The sequence below is a fragment of the Gallintestinimicrobium sp. genome, assembly GCF_046968865.1.
GTDB lineage: Bacteria > Bacillota > Clostridia > Lachnospirales > Lachnospiraceae > Gallintestinimicrobium > Gallintestinimicrobium propionicum.
Genome location: NZ_JBKVPW010000001.1, coordinates 113,463 through 132,611, shown reverse-complemented (window position 1 = coordinate 132,611; position 19,149 = coordinate 113,463). Strand labels below are relative to the sequence as shown.

The 19,149-nt window shown below is 45.1% G+C and carries 18 protein-coding genes, 4 tRNA genes, 1 pseudogene and 1 other annotated feature; of the genes and pseudogenes, 19 read left to right on the top strand and 4 right to left on the bottom strand.

Annotated elements, in window-relative coordinates:
* Positions 1-30: 30 nt before the first annotated feature.
* The 16 genes from ACLTOQ_RS00565 to ACLTOQ_RS00490 all read left to right on the top strand — a co-directional run bounded on the left by ACLTOQ_RS00565 (position 31) and on the right by ACLTOQ_RS00490 (position 12,267).
* Positions 31-630, top strand: coding sequence for a GNAT family N-acetyltransferase (locus ACLTOQ_RS00565; RefSeq protein ID WP_337426491.1), 600 nt, complete (start codon positions 31-33; stop codon positions 628-630).
* Between the two features lie 280 nt (positions 631-910).
* Positions 911-983 (top strand) — tRNA-Val (locus tag ACLTOQ_RS00560).
* A 12-nt stretch (positions 984-995) separates the two neighbouring features.
* A tRNA-Met gene (locus ACLTOQ_RS00555) sits at positions 996-1,069 on the top strand.
* Positions 1,070-1,307: 238 nt separating this feature from the next.
* Positions 1,308-1,380, top strand: a tRNA-Val gene (locus ACLTOQ_RS00550).
* Between the two features lie 12 nt (positions 1,381-1,392).
* A tRNA-Met gene (locus tag ACLTOQ_RS00545) sits at positions 1,393-1,466 on the top strand.
* A 326-nt stretch (positions 1,467-1,792) separates the two neighbouring features.
* Complete coding sequence (locus ACLTOQ_RS00540) at positions 1,793-3,151, top strand: NCS2 family permease (RefSeq protein ID WP_262585338.1); 1,359 nt, start codon at positions 1,793-1,795, stop codon at positions 3,149-3,151.
* Positions 3,152-3,737: 586 nt separating this feature from the next.
* The gene (locus tag ACLTOQ_RS00535; RefSeq protein WP_412318400.1) at positions 3,738-3,995 is read left to right on the top strand and encodes a hypothetical protein; all 258 of its coding nucleotides are present in this window, start codon (positions 3,738-3,740) and stop codon (positions 3,993-3,995) included.
* A 116-nt stretch (positions 3,996-4,111) separates the two neighbouring features.
* Positions 4,112-5,224, top strand: coding sequence for a DUF4118 domain-containing protein (locus ACLTOQ_RS00530; RefSeq protein WP_412318398.1), 1,113 nt, complete (start codon positions 4,112-4,114; stop codon positions 5,222-5,224).
* The gene (locus tag ACLTOQ_RS00525; RefSeq protein WP_262585334.1) at positions 5,225-5,935 is read left to right on the top strand and encodes a response regulator; all 711 of its coding nucleotides are present in this window, start codon (positions 5,225-5,227) and stop codon (positions 5,933-5,935) included.
* Between the two features lie 31 nt (positions 5,936-5,966).
* Positions 5,967-6,503, top strand: coding sequence for a 2-C-methyl-D-erythritol 2,4-cyclodiphosphate synthase (gene ispF / locus ACLTOQ_RS00520; protein WP_021914399.1), 537 nt, complete (start codon positions 5,967-5,969; stop codon positions 6,501-6,503).
* A gap of 262 nt (positions 6,504-6,765) precedes the next feature.
* Positions 6,766-6,986 (top strand) — a binding site (T-box leader).
* Positions 6,987-7,148: 162 nt separating this feature from the next.
* Positions 7,149-7,865 carry a serine O-acetyltransferase gene (gene cysE, locus ACLTOQ_RS00515; RefSeq protein ID WP_262585330.1) on the top strand — a complete coding sequence of 239 codons (717 nt, stop codon included), beginning with the start codon at positions 7,149-7,151 and terminating at the stop codon, positions 7,863-7,865.
* Positions 7,852-9,261 (top strand): cysteine--tRNA ligase, encoded by a 1,410-nt coding sequence (gene cysS / locus ACLTOQ_RS00510; RefSeq protein WP_337425529.1) that lies wholly within the window; start codon positions 7,852-7,854, stop codon positions 9,259-9,261. Before cysE ends, cysS begins: the two co-directional genes overlap by 14 nt.
* Positions 9,246-9,686, top strand: a complete 441-nt coding sequence (locus tag ACLTOQ_RS00505; protein ID WP_021914402.1) for a Mini-ribonuclease 3 — start codon at positions 9,246-9,248, stop codon at positions 9,684-9,686. Before cysS ends, ACLTOQ_RS00505 begins: the two co-directional genes overlap by 16 nt.
* 20 nt (positions 9,687-9,706) lie before the next feature.
* Positions 9,707-10,447 carry a 23S rRNA (guanosine(2251)-2'-O)-methyltransferase RlmB gene (gene rlmB, locus ACLTOQ_RS00500; protein ID WP_412318395.1) on the top strand — a complete coding sequence of 247 codons (741 nt, stop codon included), beginning with the start codon at positions 9,707-9,709 and terminating at the stop codon, positions 10,445-10,447.
* A 38-nt stretch (positions 10,448-10,485) separates the two neighbouring features.
* Positions 10,486-11,136 (top strand): RNA polymerase sporulation sigma factor SigH, encoded by a 651-nt coding sequence (gene sigH, locus ACLTOQ_RS00495; protein WP_412318393.1) that lies wholly within the window; start codon positions 10,486-10,488, stop codon positions 11,134-11,136.
* Between the two features lie 6 nt (positions 11,137-11,142).
* A complete protein-coding gene (locus tag ACLTOQ_RS00490; protein ID WP_021914405.1) occupies positions 11,143-12,267 on the top strand; it encodes an alpha/beta hydrolase-fold protein in 1,125 nt (374 codons plus the stop codon).
* Between the two features lie 353 nt (positions 12,268-12,620).
* On the opposite strand, the gene ACLTOQ_RS00485 is transcribed toward ACLTOQ_RS00490, so the two are convergent.
* Positions 12,621-12,932, bottom strand: coding sequence for a hypothetical protein (locus ACLTOQ_RS00485; protein ID WP_262585324.1), 312 nt, complete (start codon positions 12,930-12,932; stop codon positions 12,621-12,623).
* A gap of 478 nt (positions 12,933-13,410) precedes the next feature.
* Here ACLTOQ_RS00485 and ACLTOQ_RS00480 point away from each other — a divergent pair, with 478 nt between their 5' ends.
* Both ACLTOQ_RS00480 and ACLTOQ_RS00475 read left to right on the top strand, forming a co-directional pair.
* On the top strand, positions 13,411-14,565 hold the full coding sequence (locus ACLTOQ_RS00480) for a radical SAM/SPASM domain-containing protein (protein ID WP_015515522.1): 1,155 nt from the start codon (positions 13,411-13,413) through the stop codon (positions 14,563-14,565).
* A gap of 17 nt (positions 14,566-14,582) precedes the next feature.
* Positions 14,583-15,842, top strand: a complete 1,260-nt coding sequence (locus ACLTOQ_RS00475) for an MFS transporter (RefSeq protein ID WP_412318391.1) — start codon at positions 14,583-14,585, stop codon at positions 15,840-15,842.
* Between the two features lie 182 nt (positions 15,843-16,024).
* Here the strand turns inward: ACLTOQ_RS00475 and ACLTOQ_RS00470 are convergent, their stop codons facing one another.
* The 3 genes from ACLTOQ_RS00470 to ACLTOQ_RS00460 form a co-directional block, all read right to left on the bottom strand.
* Positions 16,025-17,218, bottom strand: a complete 1,194-nt coding sequence (locus tag ACLTOQ_RS00470) for a tyrosine-type recombinase/integrase (protein WP_412318389.1) — start codon at positions 17,216-17,218, stop codon at positions 16,025-16,027.
* Positions 17,219-17,296: 78 nt separating this feature from the next.
* Positions 17,297-17,500 carry an excisionase gene (locus ACLTOQ_RS00465; RefSeq protein ID WP_002607397.1) on the bottom strand — a complete coding sequence of 68 codons (204 nt, stop codon included), beginning with the start codon at positions 17,498-17,500 and terminating at the stop codon, positions 17,297-17,299.
* The gene (locus ACLTOQ_RS00460) at positions 17,500-18,510 is read right to left on the bottom strand and encodes a replication initiation factor domain-containing protein (protein ID WP_412318387.1); all 1,011 of its coding nucleotides are present in this window, start codon (positions 18,508-18,510) and stop codon (positions 17,500-17,502) included. Before ACLTOQ_RS00460 ends, ACLTOQ_RS00465 begins: the two co-directional genes overlap by 1 nt.
* 547 nt (positions 18,511-19,057) lie before the next feature.
* Between ACLTOQ_RS00460 and ACLTOQ_RS00455 the strand changes: the two are divergent.
* A pseudogene (locus tag ACLTOQ_RS00455) lies at positions 19,058-19,149 on the top strand (XRE family transcriptional regulator); the annotation flags it as partial.

Below are 19,149 nucleotides of genomic sequence, written 5' to 3'. Positions count from 1 at the left end.
CAAAAAATGTGTACAGAAATGAGGAAAGCTATGACAGCAGATCTGTATTATGAGACAGCAAGGAAGCTGGTGTTAAAGGACAAAAGAGAGGTTTTTGTGCGGCAGCTGAATGCTGGAGATGCAGAAGCCATGCTGGTTTACTTACAGAAAACAGCACAGGAGACCCATTTTCTGATGCGTCTTCCGGAGGAAGCGGTTTATACGCTGGAGAACGAGCGAAAAATTCTGCAGAATACGAGAGAATCAAAGCAGACATTTATGCTGGGGGCACTGACTCAGGATGGAAGTGTTGTTGGAAATGTGGGTATATTTCCCATCGGGGAACGGTTTAAGGTGCGCCATCGGGCGAGCCTTGGAATTGCAGTAGTTCAGGAATACTGGAATACCGGTCTGGGAACGGTGCTCATAAACGGCGCGATTGATCTGGCGCGCAAGGCTGGCTATGAACAGCTGGAGCTTGGCGTATTTTCGGACAACAGCAGTGCACTCCATTTATATCAGAAGCTGGGATTTCAGGAGGTCGGCAGAATGCCCAATGCCTTCAAGCTCCCGGACGGAAGCTATGCGGATGAAATTATGATGGTGCTGCCCTTCGTAGCTTCCCATGCACAGATTCTCATGCGAGCATGAAATCTGTACCCGGGAAGCTACGAGTGAACTGCTGAAAAGTTACAGTTCACCCGCGCCATTCGCAAAAACGCCTCTGCGAGGCTTTCCGCTGCTACGCAGCTCCTTTTGCTCATAGAATGGCGCTCCCTTCGTAGCTTCCCATGCACAGATTCTCATGCAAGCATGGAATCTGTACCCGGGAAGCTGCGTGTGAACTGTAAAAAAATAAAATTACCCATTGACTTTTTCAGAAACCTTTGATATTATAATCAAGCAGTCGCGAAGAGCGACAAACAATTATGGGGTCTTAGCTCAGCTGGGAGAGCATCTGCCTTACAAGCAGAGGGTCATAGGTTCGAGCCCTATAGGCCCCATATTTATTTTATGGCGAGATAGCTCAGTTGGCTAGAGCATGCGGTTCATACCCGCAGTGTCGAGGGTTCGAATCCCCCTCTCGCTATGGTAGAACGCTTCGGAAAAATCCGGAGCGTTTTGTTTTACCAGTTCACAAGCAAAAGGAGCTGCGCCAATGACGCGGTGAACGTTCGGGGAATCACGTGGGCGAACGGATGCGGTGAACTGAGCCGTGCCATAAAAAGCAGCAGAATAAAAACTTGAAAATAACTGTTGACAAATTCTGCATTGTTTTGTATACTAACAAAGTCGGTTGCAGGTGATGCACCTGCAGCAGAAATTATGGGGTCTTAGCTCAGCTGGGAGAGCATCTGCCTTACAAGCAGAGGGTCATAGGTTCGAGCCCTATAGGCCCCATATTTATTTTATGGCGAGATAGCTCAGTTGGCTAGAGCATGCGGTTCATACCCGCAGTGTCGAGGGTTCGAATCCCCCTCTCGCTATGATTGGAACGCTTCGGAGAAATCCGGAGCGTTTTTGTTTTACCAGTTTACTCGCAGCTTTCTGGTTACAGATTCCATGCTTGCATGAGAATCTGTAACCAGAAAGCTGAAAAGAGAGCGCCAATTCATGAGCAAAAGGAGCTGCGTTGTAGCGCAGCGAAAAGCATCGAAGATGCGCTTTTGCGAATGGCGCGAGGAAACTATGTGGATCACGTGATAATGCAGCTTTCGGTAAAATTTAAAAAAAAATGAAAAAGGGAAAGCCAAATCCGGAAAACTGTGTTACACTGGACTTGTTTGTTATCAGTATGAGGAGGAGATAAACGATGGAAAACTTTTTTAAACTGAAAGAACACGGCACCGACGTGAAGACAGAAGTCATCGCCGGTCTCACAACTTTCATGACCATGGCGTATATCCTTGCGGTTAACCCGAGCATCCTCGGCGCAACCGGAATGGATACAGGTGCTATTTTTACAGCAACTGCGCTGGCATCTGCAATCGGCTCTTTCTGTATGGCACTGTTTGCTAACCTGCCCTTCGTACTTTCCGCTGGTATGGGTCTGAATGCTTACTTCGCCTATACGGTTGTCCTGGGCATGGGTTACAGCTGGGAAGTTGCTCTGACTGCAGTATTTGTTGAGGGTATTATCTTTATTATCCTGTCCCTGACAAATGTGCGTGAAGCAATCTTTAATGCGATTCCTGCGAGCCTGAAGGTTGCAGTATCTGTTGGTATTGGTCTGTTCATCACCTTTATTGGTCTGCAGAATGCACATATCGTAGTGGATGGTTCCACACTGGTAGGTCTGTTCTCCTTTAATGGCTCTGTAAAAGCAGGCACCTTCCAGTCCGAAGGCATTACCGTGGTACTGGCACTGATTGGTCTGCTGATCACAGCCTTCCTGGTGATCAAGAACGTAAAGGGCAACATCCTGCTGGGTATCCTGATCACATGGGTACTGGGTATTATCTGTCAGCTGACAGGCTTGTATGTTCCGAATGCAGAAGCTGGTTTCTACAGCCTGATCCCCAGCGGCATCATTTCCGCACCTGCATCTGTTGCACCGACCCTGTTCAAGATGGATTTCTCTGCAATTGCATCTCTGAACTTTGTTGTTGTAGTATTTGCATTCCTGTTTGTTGATATCTTCGACACACTGGGAACTCTGATCGGATGTGCGACAAAGGCAAACATGCTGGACAAAGAAGGCAAGCTGCCTGGCATCAAGGGTGCTCTGATGGCTGACGCTGTAGGTACAACCGTTGGTGCATGCCTGGGTACCTCTACCATCACTACTTTCGTAGAGTCTTCTTCCGGTATTGCAGAAGGCGGCAGAACAGGTCTGACCTCTATTGTTTCCGGATTACTGTTCATCCTGGCACTGTTCTTCTCTCCGATCTTCCTTGCAATTCCTTCCTTTGCAACTGCTCCTGCACTGATCGTTGTTGGTTTCTTCATGATGCAGTCTGTAGCGAAGATCAACTGGAGCGATATGCTGGAAGCAATTCCTGCATTCATCTGCATTTTTGCAATGCCCTTCATGTATTCTATTTCTGAAGGTATTTCGTTCGGCGTTATTTCCTTCGTTGTACTGAATGCAGTAGCTGGTAAGGCAAAAAAGATTACCCCTCTGATGTGGGTACTGGCAGTGCTGTTTATTTTGAAATACATTTTCCTGTAAGATACGGGATTCTTTACTGAAAATCTGAAGCATAATTCATACTGAGAACAACTTCGAAATGATTTGAAAAAGGCGGCGAATAAGAGAAAACCTCTATCCTGCAGCTGCAACAATAGAATGCACGCTCCGCGAACATTCTATTGTCATGAATAAAAAAGCCGTGTGTTTTGGCAGGCATCGAAAGATGCTGTGCCGGACACACGGCTTTTTTGTCGTATAGGAAACTTCGTTTCCATACGACAAAAAAACTCCGCGAGGATGCGCACTCGGCGCAAGGGTAGATGGTTGCCGAGGCAACCGCGCCTCGGCGCGAGAATGTGCCAAGGCACATTCTTTTTTATGTGACTGTCGATGGAATAACAAAAGGAGGGCCGGCAGGTGTGCTCCTGCCGGCTGGTATGAAAAAGAAGTATTTCAGAAAAAGTTTTTCTTTATCTATGCTCTTATCATACAAGTCAAATGTGACAGGAGTCTGACCGAAAGATGAAAACTTTGTGAACGGTTTATGTACAGAAAAATAATCGGGAAACTGACTGTTCAGAAGCCGCTAAGAAAGCCTGCAGAAAGCTAAGCAGATGTTAAGGGTGTGTCGAATCTATGGAAGAAAAAAAGCTGGTTTGGTATGATGCTTTTTGAAATCCCGGACACGCAAAAAAGCGTTACGGAGAGAATCTGCAGAAAGCGGGGTAAAGAAAAAATGAGTCAGATTTTTGGTGCGATTATGCTTGGGGTAATGGGAATTCTGGGCGGACTTCCCACCCTGTACCTGTGCGTGAGCCTGGTTGTGGTGCTGGCACAGAAAATATACGGAAAGGTTGTTCATGGAAAATCCTTATACGCTTAAAAAATTGCAAAAAGCAGTCCCGCCGCAGATAGAGAAGTCCGCCGGCGGGATTTTTTTCCCCATTTTGCAGAAAGATATGGTAAGATACAGAAGAGAAAGGCATTCGGAGAACACTGATGCAGAGAAAGAATATGATAGAACGAAAACAGAACCCGGAACAAAAAGTGCGGACGATCCTAAGAAACATCCTGATCACGGTGGGCATTATGGGCGCTGCGACGATTGTATGTCTGGCACTGCAGCATTTTTCAGAGGCGGATACCCATGTGCCGCTGCTGTTCGTGCTTGCGGTCGTGATAGTGGCGCGGTTCACGGAAGGATATGTTTATGGAATCCTGTCAGCGATGGCTGCGGTAGTTTTGGTCAACTATGTGTTCACCTACCCGTACTTTGAGTTGAATTTTTCGATTACTGGCTATCCGCTGACCTTTGTGTTGATGCTGGCGACGGCAGTTATGGTGAGCGCGTTGACGACGCAGATTAAATGGCAGGAACAGATACGTCTGGAAGTGGAAAAAGAAAAGACACGCGCCAATCTGCTGCGGGCGGTGTCCCATGATATCCGGACGCCTCTGACGTCAATTCAGGCATCTGCGTCGGGAATTTTAGACAATTACGACGCGCTGGGACGGCAGGAGAAGGTGGAGCTTTTAGAAGGCATCCGTGACGAATCCCAGTGGCTGATCCGGATGGTGGAAAACCTGCTTTCGATCACGCGGATCAACGGGGACCGTGCGCAGATTCAGACGACATGGGAGGTCGTTGAAGAGATCGTAGGCGGGGCGGTCGGGAAGTTCCAGAAGCAGTTTCCACAGATCGAAGTGGAAACGAGCATGCCAGAGGAGGTTGTGATGGCTCCGATGGACGGCATTTTGGTGGAGCAGGTTTTGGTAAACCTGATGGAAAATTCTGCGCTGCATGGAGAAACGACCACAAAAATACGAATATCCGTTCAAAAACTGCCGGAACGGGTGCTGTTCTGCGTGGAGGATAACGGAAAGGGAATTGATCCGGCGATTTTGCCGATTATTTTCGAAGGACAGCTTCCGACCGGCGATCATGCTGCGAGCGATGGAAAACGGAGCATGGGGATCGGACTATCGGTCTGCATGAGCATTATTCAGGCGCATCAGGGCGACATGAAGGCGGAAAATATGGCGGCGCACAGGGGAGCGAGGATCCAGTTCTGGCTGCCCTGTCAGGAAGAAAACTGGATGGAGGAAGCCTGAATGGAAGTAAGGGACAGAATTCTGATTATCGAGGATGACCGAAGCATCCGCAAATTTTTCCGGACAATTCTGGAAGCGAACCGTTACGATGTCATTTCGGCGGATACCGGCGAGGAGGGCTACAGCCTGATTACATCCCAGTGTCCGGATCTGGTGATTCTGGATCTTGGGCTTCCGGATATAGATGGTATGGAAATTTTGAGCAGACTTCGGAAATGGTCGGGCATGCCGGTCGTTGTGATTTCTGCGCGGAGCCATGAAAAGGACAAGGTGGAGGCACTGGACCTCGGAGCGGACGATTATATCACGAAGCCGTTTGGAACATCGGAAATGCTGGCGAGAATCCGGGCAGCGATCCGTCATTCGAGAACTGGCTATCAGGGACCGGCAGGTGGAATGACGGGCGTTTTTGAGGCGAAAGACCTGCTGATCGATTACGATAAACATCGTGCCTATAAGGGCGGCTTAGATCTGAACCTGACACAGAATGAGTTTCGGCTGGTGAGCCTTTTGAGCCGTTATGCGGGAAAGGTTCTGACCTATGATTTTATGATCCGGGAAATCTGGGGACCAAACATGGAAAATAATAACCGGATTCTGCGGGTCAACATGGCGAATATCCGACGTAAGCTTGAGAAAAATCCGGCACAGCCGGAGTATATTTTTACAGAAATCGGCGTCGGCTACCGGATGATCGAGCCGGAGGGCTGATCAAGACGCGAAAACAGGAGGAAAAGAAAAGATGCGAATTGGAATGGGATATGATGTGCATAGATTGCAGGAGGGTTGCAAACTGATTATGGGCGGCGTGGAAATCCCGTATGAAAAGGGACTTTTAGGACATTCTGATGCGGATGTGCTCGTACATGCCGTGATGGACGCCCTGCTTGGAGCAGCAGCACTCGGCGATATCGGTAAGCATTTTCCGGATACAGATCCCGCCTATAAGGGAATCAGCAGCATTCTGCTTTTGCAGAAAGTAGGGGAGCTGCTGGAAGAGCACTGCTTTCTAATTGAAAATATCGATGCGACGATCATCGCCCAGGCGCCGAAGATGCGCCCGCACATCGATCAGATGCGCCAGAACATGGCGGATGCGCTCAAAATCGACGTATCGCAGATCAATGTAAAGGCGACGACCGAGGAAGGACTTGGCTTTACCGGAGCCGGAGAGGGTATTTCTGCGCAGGCGATCTGTCTGTTAAACAGTCCGATGGGACTCTACGACCAGAATGTGACCAGCGGCTGCGGCGGCTGCGGCGGTTGTGGCGTGCAGTAAGTCTGCCTGTCGCATGGCGCAATCTTTGTAAAGTGACGGGAACGTTGGGGCAGCTGTCAAAGCTGGCATCGAAGCCCTCGCTCGCTGCATAAAATAAGAAAAGGGGACACTACCCTACTCAGCGCAGGCGGAACAAAAACACCGGCAGCCCTTGACAAAGAGAAGAAAATTTTTTATCCTAATTATAGTTGTGCAGATACTTCGGGAAGTCGCGAATCGCCAAAGCCGGAGCATCTGCGATATCGCTGAAATGAACAGATTGGAAAATGCATGGAACGGAAAGAGTATGCAGATAGACGGCGCCAGAGAGGGAATGCCATTGGCTGAGAGCAGTCCCCGCAGGTCTGTGCAGAAAGTGCATCCGGGAGCAGATTCTGCGAAGCCGACGGCATGAGCAGAGTACGAATTGCGCACGTTACGCGCCTGAGGGCAGGATTTGGAATCCTGAAACAGAGTGGAACCGCGGAATTTTTCGTCTCTAGGCTACAGAGGCGAAAAATTCCTTTTTTTATGACAATAGAAGGTTCACAGAGCGTGTATTCTATTGTATATTGCAAAGCAATGCTCCAAAGTCCGTGCATAGCATACACGAGACGTTGGGAACTGCTGTGATTATTCGAGAAAAGGGAAAGGAGAGTTTCGGATATGGGAATCATCGGAAATGTAAAAGAAGAGATCCGGCTGATCAGAGAGCGGGATCCGGCGATTCATTCTTCCATGGAAGTTTTTTTATATCCGAGTTTCCGGGCGATGCTGCACTACCGTGTGGCGCATAAACTGTATCTGTCCGGGCATTATTTCCTGGCGAGATGGATTTCACAGCGCGCGGTGCGCAAAACCGGCATTGAAATCCATCCGGGTGCGAAAATCGGAAAAGGCTTCTTTATCGACCACGGAAACGGCGTTATCATTGGAGAAACCGCAGAGATCGGCAATAATGTGACCCTGTATCAGGGTGTGACACTGGGCGGAACCGGAAAGGAGCAGGGAAAGCGTCATCCGACTGTCGGCGATAATGTCATGATCAGCGCGGGCGCGAAGGTGCTTGGATCCTTTACAATTGGGGAAAATTCCAAGATCGGTGCGGGAAGCGTCGTGCTTTCAGCGGTGCCTCCCAACTCTACGGTAGTCGGTGTCCCGGGCAGAGTGGTGCGCCGGTACAATCAGCCGCTCCCGCGGGAAACTCTGGATCAGGTGCATTTACCAGATCCGGTGCGGGAGGACATTATGACGCTGCAGAAAGCAAACAGCGAGCTGATCAACCGGGTTCTCGAGCTGGAAGTGGAAGTGAAGCGTCTGGAAAAAGAAAAGGAATCGAAAAACAATACGAAAGGAAACGAAAAACAGAATGAAAATTTATAATACATTGACAAAGAAAAAAGAAGAATTTGTACCGATCGAGCCCGGAAAGGTACGCATGTATGTATGCGGTCCGACCGTTTACAACTTTATTCATATCGGAAATGCGCGTCCGATGATCGTGTTTGACACCGTGCGCCGCTATATGGAGCATAAGGGCTACGAGGTAAACTATGTCAGCAACTTCACCGACGTGGACGATAAAATCATCAAAAAAGCGGTAGAAGAGGGCGTAGATGCGAATGTCATTTCCGAACGCTATATTGCAGAGTGCAAAAAGGATATGGCTTCCTTAAATGTCCGTCCGGCAACAACCCATCCTCAGGCTACACAGGAGATCTGCGGCATGGAAGAGATGATCCGCACGCTGATCGAAAAAGGCTATGCCTATGCAGCGGAAGATGGCACGGTTTACTACCGTGTCAGAAGCTTCAAGGATTACGGCAAGCTTTCCCACAAAAATCTGGATGACTTAGAGGGCGGCAAGCGTTCTCTGCTGGTTTCCGGTGCAGACCAGAAGGAAGATCCGCTGGATTTTGTACTCTGGAAGCCCAAAAAAGAGGGCGAGCCTTTCTGGAAATCCCCGTGGTGCGACGGCAGACCGGGCTGGCACATTGAGTGCTCCGTCATGAGCAAAAAGTATCTGGGGGATGAAATTGACATCCATGCAGGCGGCGAAGACCTGATTTTCCCGCATCATGAAAATGAAATTGCACAGTCTGAGGCTGCAAACGGAAAACCCTTTGCACATTATTGGATGCACAATGCCTTTTTAAATATTGATAATCATAAGATGAGTAAGTCGGCGGGCAACTTCTTTACCGTCCGCGATATCGTTGCAAAATATGATCCGATGGTGCTGCGCTTCTTCATGCTTTCCGCCCACTACAGAAGCCCCTTAAATTTCAGCGCAGAGCTGATGGAAGCTGCTGCAAACAGCCTGGAAAGGATCCGTACCGCAGTTGCTACCCTGCAGTTTAAGGCGCAGAACGCAGAAGACAGCGAGCTGACAGAGCAGGAGAAGGAGCTTCTTGCACAGGCAGCAGGATTTGAAGCGAAATTCGATCAGGCGATGGACGATGATTTCAACACCGCGGATGCAATCGCAGCGATCTTTGAGCTGGTAAAATTTGCCAACACCTGCGGAGATGCAGAGCACACCAAAGCGTTTTGGGAGGCTCTGAAAGAAAAGATCACAACCCTCAGCGATGTCTGCGGTCTGATCGTAGAGAAAAAGGAAGAGCTGCTGGATGCAGACGTGGAGGCTCTGATTGAAGAGCGTCAGGCTGCCCGCAAGGCGAAAAACTTCGCGCGCGCAGATGAAATCAGACAGCAGCTTCTGGATATGGGCATCGTGCTGGAGGATACCAGAGAGGGCGTAAAATGGAAGAGAGCCTGAGCCTGCTTGGCGCAATCCGGCAGAAATTTGTATGCGACCGGGTGGACATCCGGACCTATTCTCCGCTGACGCTGGCATTTGTCGGGGACTGCATCTATGATCTGGTCATCCGCACGATCGTTGTGGAGCGCGGCAATACTGCACCCGGCGTCCTGCATACCAAAAAGAGCTCCATCGTAAAGGCGCAGGCGCAGGCAGCACAGGCGGATGCGCTGATGGAGGAGCTGACTGCAGAAGAGCAGGCAGTTTACCGCAGAGGGCGCAATGCCCATTCCCATTCGGCAGCCAAAAACGCATCGATCGGGGATTACCGCAAGGCGACTGGATTGGAAGCGCTGTATGGATTTTTATACCTGACCGACCAGACTGACCGGCTGCTCTGGCTGATTGCGAAAGGGCTGGAGCTGACCGGGCAGCAAATATGATCAAATAGGAGAACACGCAGATGCGTTATGAAGAATTTACAATAGAAGGCAGAAATGCGGTGATCGAGGCGTACCGGGCAGGACGTCCGATTGACAAGCTGTTCATTCTGGACGGCTGCCAGGACGGACCGATCCTGACGATCAAGCGGGAAGCAAAGGCGAAACAGACGCCTGTTAAATTTGTAACAAAGGAGCGTCTGGATCAGCTTTCCGAAACTGGAAAGCATCAGGGTGTCATCGCCTATGCAGCGGCTTACGAATATGCGACCGTGGAAGAGATTCTGGACAATGCCCGTCAAAAAGGCGAAGCACCGTTCTTATTTTTACTGGATAATATCGAAGACCCGCACAACCTCGGCGCGATCATCCGAACCGCCAACCTGGCGGGCGCACACGGCGTGATCGTTCCCAAAAACCGGGCGGCAGGGCTGACGGCGGTTGTGGCAAAAACCAGTGCAGGAGCATTAAACTTTACTCCGGTGGCAAGGGTGACGAACCTCGCAAAGACCATCGAGGAACTCAAAAAAGAAGGCATTTGGTTTGTCTGTGCAGATATGGGCGGCACGACGATGTATGACCTGAATTTAAAAGGGCCGATCGGACTTGTTATCGGCAATGAAGGAGAGGGCGTTGGACGGCTTGTGAAGGAAAAATGTGACATGATCGCATCCATTCCGATGAAAGGCGACATTGATTCCCTGAACGCTTCCGTGGCAGCGGGTGTTCTGGCTTATGAAATTGTGCGTCAGCGCCTGCAGTAAGGGCAGCTGAGAGAAAATTGGCGAAATTGGCAGGAAGCATGAAAAAATACGAAGAATATCAGGACGAAGAACTGATCCGGAGGCTGCGGGACGGCGATGGCAGCGTCATGGATTATCTGATGGAAAAATATAAGGATCTGGTGCGGAGAAAAGCGCGCTCCATGTACCTTCCGGGCGCGGATCAGGAGGATCTGATCCAGGAGGGGATGATCGGGCTGTTCAAGGCGGTGCGGGATTATGAAAAAGACAGGGACGCGTCTTTTTCCACCTTTGCAGACCTTTGTATTTCCAGACAGATTTATACGGCAGTAGAGGCGGGCGCACGCAAAAAGCATGCGCCCTTAAATCATTATGTCTCATTGAGCCAGCCGGAAGATCGGGATGAGGACAAACAGGCGTATGAGCCGGAGGATGTCTGGGAAAAAAGCCCGGAAGAGCTTGTCATCGATCAGGAAAATACGAGGCTTTTGGAAGAAACGATTGAGCAGGAGCTGACGCCGTTAGAAAAGCAGGTCATGGATCTGCACCTGACCGGCATGGGCTACCGGGAGATCGCAAAGGTGCTCGGCAGAGATGGAAAAAGCACGGATAACGCCCTGCAGCGCAGCCGCGGAAAGCTGCGTCGGGCGCTGGATAAAAAGACGGAGCAGGAAAAGGAAGTGCTGCGCCCGTCTAAAGGAGAGGAATAGAGATATATGACGGAAAATCTGTTTTTGCAGGATCAGGCGGTTTCCTTTCACAGACCCTATCCTGCGTCCCTGACTGCGCTGCACGAAAAACAGCCGGAGCAGGGAATTTTTTATCGACAGGATGGAACGCCTTTTTTGAAGCTCTGGATGAAAAATGCCTGCGACGTAAAGATCGTCATCGGACAGGATACCTATATCCTGCTGGAGGTGGAGCGCAATCTCTGGGAGGTGAAGCTGCCGCTGGAACCTGGCTTTTATTATGCTGCACTGTATGTGGATAGTGTCGAGATCGTAAGTCCCTATCTTCCCATCGGCTACGGGTATTCCAGACCGTGCAATTATCTGGAAATCGGGCCAGCCATGGAAGCGTGCCGTTTAAAGGATGTTTTACACGGGAGCATCCGGCATGAATATTTTTATTCGGAAGTGACGGGGCAGACGGAAAGCTGTCTGGTGTATGCGCCGCCTGGATATGACCGGGATCAGCTGCGGCTTCCGGTGCTGTATCTGCAGCATGGTTTCGGCGAAAATGAGGGAAGCTGGGTCTGGCAGGGAAGAATCGGCTGGATGATGGACAACTTTCTTTCCGAGAAAAAAGTCACGCCGATGCTGATCGTCATGGCGGACGGGATGATGTCCGAGGACGGAGATCCGGAGAAAAAAATCATTCCGTCGCTGTTCACGAAATTTCTGACGCAGGATCTGATGCCGTATGTAGAGGCGCATTACCGCGTACTGACGGGACGGGAAAACTGCGCGATCGCCGGGCTTTCGATGGGGTCGATGCAGGCGGCCATGGCAGCGTTTTCCTATCCGGAAAAATTTGCCTGGATCGGGCTTTTTTCCGGCTTTCTGCGCAATTATATCGGCGTGGAGGAAATCGCGGACAGCCATTTGATGCAGGCGTTTGCGGACGTAGAGGCGTTCAATCAGAATACGAGACTTCTGTTCCGTGCGATGGGGCGTGAGGATTCTTTCTTTACGTGGTTTATGCAGGAGGATCAGCTCTGCGAGGACTACGGCTTAAAACAGGTGCGCAGAGTGTACGACGGCGGACACGACTGGAATGTGTGGAGAAAGTGCGCGGCAGAATTTTTGCCGATGCTGTTTCGGACACAGGAAATAAGGTAAAGAATGGCTTCGCGGACGTTTGTGCGCCGCGAGTCGCAATACGTGAAGGTGGACGTACAGTAGGATCAGGTACAGTTGCTACAATCATCGAGTAATACAATCTGAATATAGATTTGTTATCGCAAGATAACGTTGTGTCCAAACGTAAGATACCCGTAGAACTTCGGTTCTACGGGTTTTTCTGTATCTTAAAGAGAGAATGATTTGAAAAATTATAAGTAGAGAAATAGCGAAATATTTATCAGCAAGATAAAATACAGATAAATTTAAAATTGAAAAATAAGACCAGTGGTGCCAAAACGGTGCCCAAAAAGAAACTCCTGCGAATGTTTGCCATTCACAGGAGTGATTTTTTACCAACCTTTAATCTGCTTGATCTGTTCAGCACGTTTCGGATCTCGATGATATTGCAGTTTCAGACGGATTGTTTCTACAACTTCCTGTCTGGCTTCATCATCAAGCTGATAGAATGATGTAAGTAGATTATCTACATCAGGCATACTATTTTTGCCAAAAAGATACATCAACGGATACATAGAATTTTTTAAGTAAGTCTTTACACGACTTGCGTCTAAGGCTCCGTTCAAACCGTCTGGAAGTGTAGGATAAATCTCTTCTTCCTTAATTGTGTCAGAAAATGGACTGGCAGAACATATCTCATTCACATCAATTTGCAATTCGTTTGCAAGTCTTAAAGCAAAATCAAATCGAATATTGGAATCTTTTTGAATGATTGAATATAAGGTTGTAGCACTGATTCCAGTTGCTTTTGCAATTTTACGGACATTTATAAGTGGTTAAGAGATCTGATGTATGCGTAGAAAATGGAAAATATGTTACAAATAAAACGAGAATTTGAACTCGAAATTTGGAAAAAATAATGAAAATAATTTGACATTTGAAAATAAGAGATGTATTCTTAAGATAAATTCAATAAACGGGAGGTGGATAAAAATGTTTAATCTTGAAGAATTGAGCTTGGAGTTTGTAGAGATTTCTGAATTAAAAACCTCTAAGAACTTATTTGGACCAGTTATGTACGGAACAGGTGTGAGAATGTAGTTTGTAGAAAAGACTTGCTCTATGTAAAAAGAAATATAGAGTAGGTCTTTTTTATTTAAAAAGGATTATAGGAGAGAATATATGAATAAATTAACTACAGCTGTATGGGAAATAACAATGGGTTGTAATATGCGTTGTAAACATTGCGGTTCAAGTTGTGCAGAAGCGCTACCCGATGAGTTGAATACATCAGAAGCTCTTGAGGTGTGTGACCAATTAAAAGATTTGGGATTAAAAGTTATTACATTATCTGGAGGGGAACCTACGACACGTAGTGACTGGCATATTATTGCGAAAAGATTAGTAGATAATGGCATAATAACAAGTATTATTACAAATGGTTGGTTGATTGATGAAAACTTTATTCATAATGCGATAACATCAGGAATTAGAAGTGTCTGTTTAAGTATTGATGGTCTTGAAAAAACTCACGATTTTATACGGAGATCGGGATCATTCAATAAAAGTATTAAAGCATTGAAAGAATTAAGAAAAAATAATATTTCGACATCAGTAATAACTTCAATAAATAAAGAAAATATATGTGAATTGGAAGAACTATATCAATTATTAAGTGATTTGGGAGTTAATAGTTGGCAGTTACAGATTGCATTACCAATGGGGAATTTTGCAAAACGCCCAGAATGGCTTATAGAACCTCAAGATATTCTTTCTATTATTGATTTTGCATATAATAAAATTGGAGGTAAGTTGTTAATTGTTTTGGCAGATTGCATAGGTTATTATAGCAATAAAGATATAAAAGTAAATGAGAATTTTCTTAATGATAATTGGTCTTGGACAGGTTGTGGAGCAGGAAAGCATGTAATTGGTATTCTGCATAATGGAGATATTGTTGCTTGTACTTCTATTAGAGATAAAACATTAGTAGCGGGAAATATTCGTGAAAAATCTTTAAAGTCGATTTGGGAAAGTCCGGACTCTTTTAAGTGGAATAGAAATTTTGATAGTAGTAAGTTAAAAGGATTTTGCAGAGAATGTCGTTATACAGAACGATGCTTAGGAGGATGTAGTAATAGTCGTTATTGCATTAACGGCTCATTTGAAAGTGAAAATAGATACTGTGCATATAATGTTGAAATGAAAAAATGGAAAAAATATTTGGAATCACTTAATGATATATCAGAAATTGATAATGTTATAGAAAAAGCAGCGGCTTTAAAACATCAGGATCTTTATAAGATAGCTTGCGAAATTAAACAATCTAAATTATGATTAGAGAGGTAACAAATATGAATAAACATGAGTTATATCATAACCACAATTATGTTTATCTGCTGACTTCTAATATTATTAACCGCTGTGGTGATTCATTAGATACAATACTTTTTACATGGTTGGTATATTTACTTACAAATAGTGCAGGGTGGTCTGCGATTATTTTTGGTATTAATCAAGCTACTTCTGTAATTATTCAACCATTTATAGGTCCATTAGTCGAGAATATGAATAAAAAGAAAGTGTTAGTACTTTCAGATATAGCTCGAGTTCTGTTAGTTTTGTATATATTATATGTATATACACAAAACATGCTTTCACCATTAATATTGGTTTTTATGACAATATCCATTTCATTAATAGAAGCATTTCATATGCCAGCAGGGGTAGCAGTTATTCAGCATGTACTTCCTAATGAACATTATGATAAAGGTGTAAGTGTCAATGTGTCTTGTACCAAAATAGCAGTATTAGTTGGAACTGGCTTGTCAGGCATAGTGATTAGTTCATTTGGAATAGGTATTTCTTTAGCGATAGATGCTTTGATATTTTTAATATCAGCGTTGCTTATAGTAAAAATAGAATTTTCTGTTCAAGAAGAAAAGAAGACAAACCGAATAATTGGCAGAGAATATTTAATTTCGCTTAGAGATGGATTTAGTTATGTATTTGACCATAAGAAGCTATTAAAACTATGTTTTTTATGTATTCTAATTAATTCAGCAGTGGTTCCATTTGATGCACTGCTCGCCCCGATTGCAAGAGAAATGTTTAGTGGAGATGCCAAAATTGTTTCATTACTAAGTGTAAGCGTAACTATTGGTACTATTTTGGGATCATTGACTTTTGCAAAAATGAAAGAGGAGAAAAAAAATAATACACTTGTTACATTTTGTGGAATTGTTTTAGGTGTATACTATGTTTTTATTGCATTTGTTTCAAAATATATTGCAAATCCTATAACTCAAAAATTACTGTTGCTAATCGGTTCGATAATAATTGGTGCAGCATTGGGATTAATGATTACTTATGTACAAGTGAAATTTGTAAAAGAAGTTACTAAAGAATATATAGGACGTGTTTCTGCAATTCGATTTTCACTTACATACGCATGCGCGCCAGTGGTATCTTTTGTGATTAGTATTATATACAAAGTTACTGTTGTTGATACAAGTTCACTTTTTGTGGGACTTGGTATTGTAATAATAATTCTTTTTCTTTTGGCAAATAAGATTACGTTTTCTCCTTTGAAGAAAGGCGATAAAAGTTATTAGAAATTATTTATTTGTAAATTATATATGTCTTTTTGACTATCTTTTTATATCTTCTTAAATGTCCGCAAAGCCTTATTTTATCGGCTCTACGGGCATTTTGCTTTTGTGGTAAACCTCACATATCTAGGTCTATCTTCTTATATTTTCGCTATCAAGCGTGGTTAAAATCGTGGTAAATACTTCTATGCGATTAGACGCTGAACCTCTGATTTTGCGGTATCTATGGACGCATGAGCGTACCAGTTCATTGTGATACTGATATTTGAATGTCCCATGATATACTGTAAATCTTTCGGGTTCATGTTCTTGCTTGCCAGTCTTGTGCAGAACGTATGGCGTAGCGTATGTGGTGTGATATGTGGCAAGGGGTTATCCTTATGGTGCTTGTTGTATTTCTTTACCATACGGACAAATAAGGCGTTGTAATCAATCGCAACTTTGGGCTTGCCTTTATGATTGACAAATAGAAAGTTGCTCCGTCCGTCTATCACAAATGGTTCTGCCTTTGGGCGTTTCTTCATAACCCGTTGAAATGCTTGTATCGTTTCCCTGCTTAATGGCACTTGCCTTGTTCCGCTTTTTGTCTTAGGCGTTTCAATATAATAGCCCTGTTCCTTGCTCTTTAATAACTGGTGGTCGATAATCACAACTTCATTCTTGAAATCAATATCGGCTACTGTCAGTCCGCACAGTTCCGAGATACGAAGTCCAGTCTTTAACAGTATCAGCACATCATCATAATACTTGTGATACACATTGTCCGTCTTGATGAATGAGAGTAAGGCTTGTTCCTGTTCCTCTGTCAATGCGACTTTCTCTTTGGTATCATTTTCTAGGACTTCACTTAACTTGAAATCAAAAGGGTTTTTCCTTACACAATCGTCTTGTATGGCGATATAGAATGACGCTTTTAACGAGCGTTTATGGTTGTTAATGGTATTGTAGGAAAAGCCTTTGTCTTTCATGCGTAACGCCCATTCTTTAGCGTCAGAGGGTTTTATCGTATCAATGCTCCTAGCACCTAACTTATCCTCTTTCAATAACCGCATGAGTTGTTCCCGTTGTTTTAGTGTGCTTTTCTTCACGTTTGCCCTCTGTGCGTTCTGTTTGGCGTAGAGTTGGCAAAGCGTCATTTTCTTGCCTGTGCTGTCGATACCGTCCTCAATATCCCGTCTTATCTGCTGTTCCAGTTCACGAAGTGAGGGTTTTTCCCGTTTTCCCTTTGGTGTCGGGTCTGTGGGTGTCAATCTCCAAGCATACACATATTTTGTGTTTCCAAATGCGTCTACATATTTATATAAGTATTTCCCGTCTGTTCGTTGGCTCTCTCCAGTATGCAGGATACGACCTTTGTTATCCCGTCTTTTTTCTTTCATGGTGTCTGCTCCTTTCCTTGTTGGAAAGAGCCTTGATATGACTTGTGTTCATCATAACACATACAAGGCTCATTTGCATTAGATTGCGTCCAATTTGTCAATAACCTGTTCAAACTGTCGGCGTTTAATCTGTATGCGGTTGCCATTCATAATGAGCCAGCCAGCGTCCTTGTTTTCCTCTGCCAATCGTCTTAACTTGTTTTCTCCGATACGGAAATACTTTGACGCTTCTTCAATGGTAAGGGTGTATTTTTCCCATACGGGAATATCGTTGTTATTCATCAGATACCCCCTTTCCCATGTTTCGTGTCATACTGGATATAGGGGATAAGGTCGGTGCGGTTTATCCTCTGTAAATGGGCGGTTAATTTACTGGAAAGGGAATTGCTGTATCTTGCCTTATCAAGCATAGTTCCCACTTTTTCCAGTCCACCTAATGCGTCATGTTCTTCCAAGAAGTAAAAACTTTTGACAGCGGAAATCACGCCACCCTCTGTGAGCCATTGCTGTGTTTCTTCAAGGGAATTTTGCTGTTTTGGTACTTGCAGTTTTAAGACTTCCACAGCCCCTAAAAAGCGTTCCCAAAACCGACACGTTTTCCATCTGCTCTTATTACTTTCATTTCTGTTTGGCACGACAAAGCGTAGGTTGTTTGCCAATAGCCCGAAAGCCAGTTCTCCAAGTTCCAGCGGTCTGTCCTTGAATGTCATGGCAAAAGCATGAGCCTTATCATCACGCAGTTGCATTTCTGTCCGTTTCCAACTGTCGACTTCCTCAAGAGTCTTATTATGTTTTGAACAGACTTCCTTATCCTTATCATAAAAGCGATAGGACAATCCCGATTTTCCAGCACCGATATAAACAGTCTTTGCGGTGTCGAAATCATCAAACTTGCTTTCGTCAAAGTGGTAGCCCTCACTATTCGAAATAAATTCCTCTTTTTCGCATTTCTTCTTTATCTGCTCTATGGTAAAGAATGGCTTTTCGTTCTTATCATCAATGGCAATATCAAGTCTTGTGAAATGGAAATTATCCAGTCCGTATCTTCGCTCACAGCGTCGGAACATATCCCCAAAGGTATAATTCCTACTGTCGAGAATACGGAAAATATCATCACAACCTCTGCCAGTCATAACAAGATAACAGCCTAACCCTTGTGGGTTGTCCTCTGTCTTTCTTGCGTCCCCCGATACATAAATATCTCCAATCTGCCAGCGTGCTTGATAGGTTTTGTATTTAATGCTTGCCGGATAGACATTGAAAATGTCAGTCGGTAAACCTAAAATGTGCATGATGACATCTTCAGCAGTTGCAGTTTCAAATACAATGCTGATGTAATCAATCTTAACGGATAAATTTTTGTGTGTAGTTATAGTGCATTTCTCCTTTCGTATGCCCCGTTTTTTTGCGGGGTAAAAATTGTGTTTTTTCCTTTATTTATCACAGTTTCTAGGTACTATGACATGTATACGCAGGGCGGTGTTACATATACGCCCTTTACGAACGCCTAAAGGCGTTCCCTTTCTTCCTGTGTCTGATCCGTTCTTAACGCTCACGAGCCTTGTAAGGCTCGTGGCTAAACGGAACAGCCCCAGTCAGAAACCTTATTTTCGGTCTGATAGTCCATGCTTATTCATGCTATCAAAGTGAAAATATATCTTTTCTATGCTTACTCAAGCGTGTGATTAACCCTAGCGTGCTTAATCACTCTATCTAACACGATAATAACGCCATTAGAATTACTTGTCAAGAAGTTTTTGTTGACTTTTAGATATATATTAAGTATGATATGCTTATAAATACCAATAAAAGCAATGAAAGGAGTGTTTATACTAAGTCATGGAGCATTACGAAAAGAAAATCAGTTTCTTAGGAGAGAACATACAGACCATAAGAAAACACAGAGGAATGAAACAACAGGAACTTGCGGA

Excerpts from the sequence above, each read along its gene's own strand:
- ACLTOQ_RS00565 (WP_337426491.1), top strand. The coding sequence starts at position 31 with ATGACAGCAGATCTGTATTATGAGACAGCAAGGAAGCTGGTGTTAAAG.
- ACLTOQ_RS00540 (WP_262585338.1), top strand. The coding sequence starts at position 1,793 with ATGGAAAACTTTTTTAAACTGAAAGAACACGGCACCGACGTGAAGACA.
- ACLTOQ_RS00530 (WP_412318398.1), top strand. The coding sequence starts at position 4,112 with ATGCAGAGAAAGAATATGATAGAACGAAAACAGAACCCGGAACAAAAA.
- ACLTOQ_RS00525 (WP_262585334.1), top strand. The coding sequence starts at position 5,225 with ATGGAAGTAAGGGACAGAATTCTGATTATCGAGGATGACCGAAGCATC.
- ispF (WP_021914399.1), top strand. The coding sequence starts at position 5,967 with ATGCGAATTGGAATGGGATATGATGTGCATAGATTGCAGGAGGGTTGC.
- cysE (WP_262585330.1), top strand. The coding sequence starts at position 7,149 with ATGGGAATCATCGGAAATGTAAAAGAAGAGATCCGGCTGATCAGAGAG.
- cysS (WP_337425529.1), top strand. The coding sequence starts at position 7,852 with ATGAAAATTTATAATACATTGACAAAGAAAAAAGAAGAATTTGTACCG.
- ACLTOQ_RS00505 (WP_021914402.1), top strand. The coding sequence starts at position 9,246 with ATGGAAGAGAGCCTGAGCCTGCTTGGCGCAATCCGGCAGAAATTTGTA.
- rlmB (WP_412318395.1), top strand. The coding sequence starts at position 9,707 with ATGCGTTATGAAGAATTTACAATAGAAGGCAGAAATGCGGTGATCGAG.
- sigH (WP_412318393.1), top strand. The coding sequence starts at position 10,486 with ATGAAAAAATACGAAGAATATCAGGACGAAGAACTGATCCGGAGGCTG.
- ACLTOQ_RS00490 (WP_021914405.1), top strand. The coding sequence starts at position 11,143 with ATGACGGAAAATCTGTTTTTGCAGGATCAGGCGGTTTCCTTTCACAGA.
- ACLTOQ_RS00480 (WP_015515522.1), top strand. The coding sequence starts at position 13,411 with ATGAATAAATTAACTACAGCTGTATGGGAAATAACAATGGGTTGTAAT.
- ACLTOQ_RS00475 (WP_412318391.1), top strand. The coding sequence starts at position 14,583 with ATGAATAAACATGAGTTATATCATAACCACAATTATGTTTATCTGCTG.
- ACLTOQ_RS00470 (WP_412318389.1), bottom strand. The coding sequence starts at position 17,218 with ATGAAAGAAAAAAGACGGGATAACAAAGGTCGTATCCTGCATACTGGA.
- ACLTOQ_RS00465 (WP_002607397.1), bottom strand. The coding sequence starts at position 17,500 with ATGAATAACAACGATATTCCCGTATGGGAAAAATACACCCTTACCATT.
- ACLTOQ_RS00460 (WP_412318387.1), bottom strand. The coding sequence starts at position 18,510 with ATGCACATTTTAGGTTTACCGACTGACATTTTCAATGTCTATCCGGCA.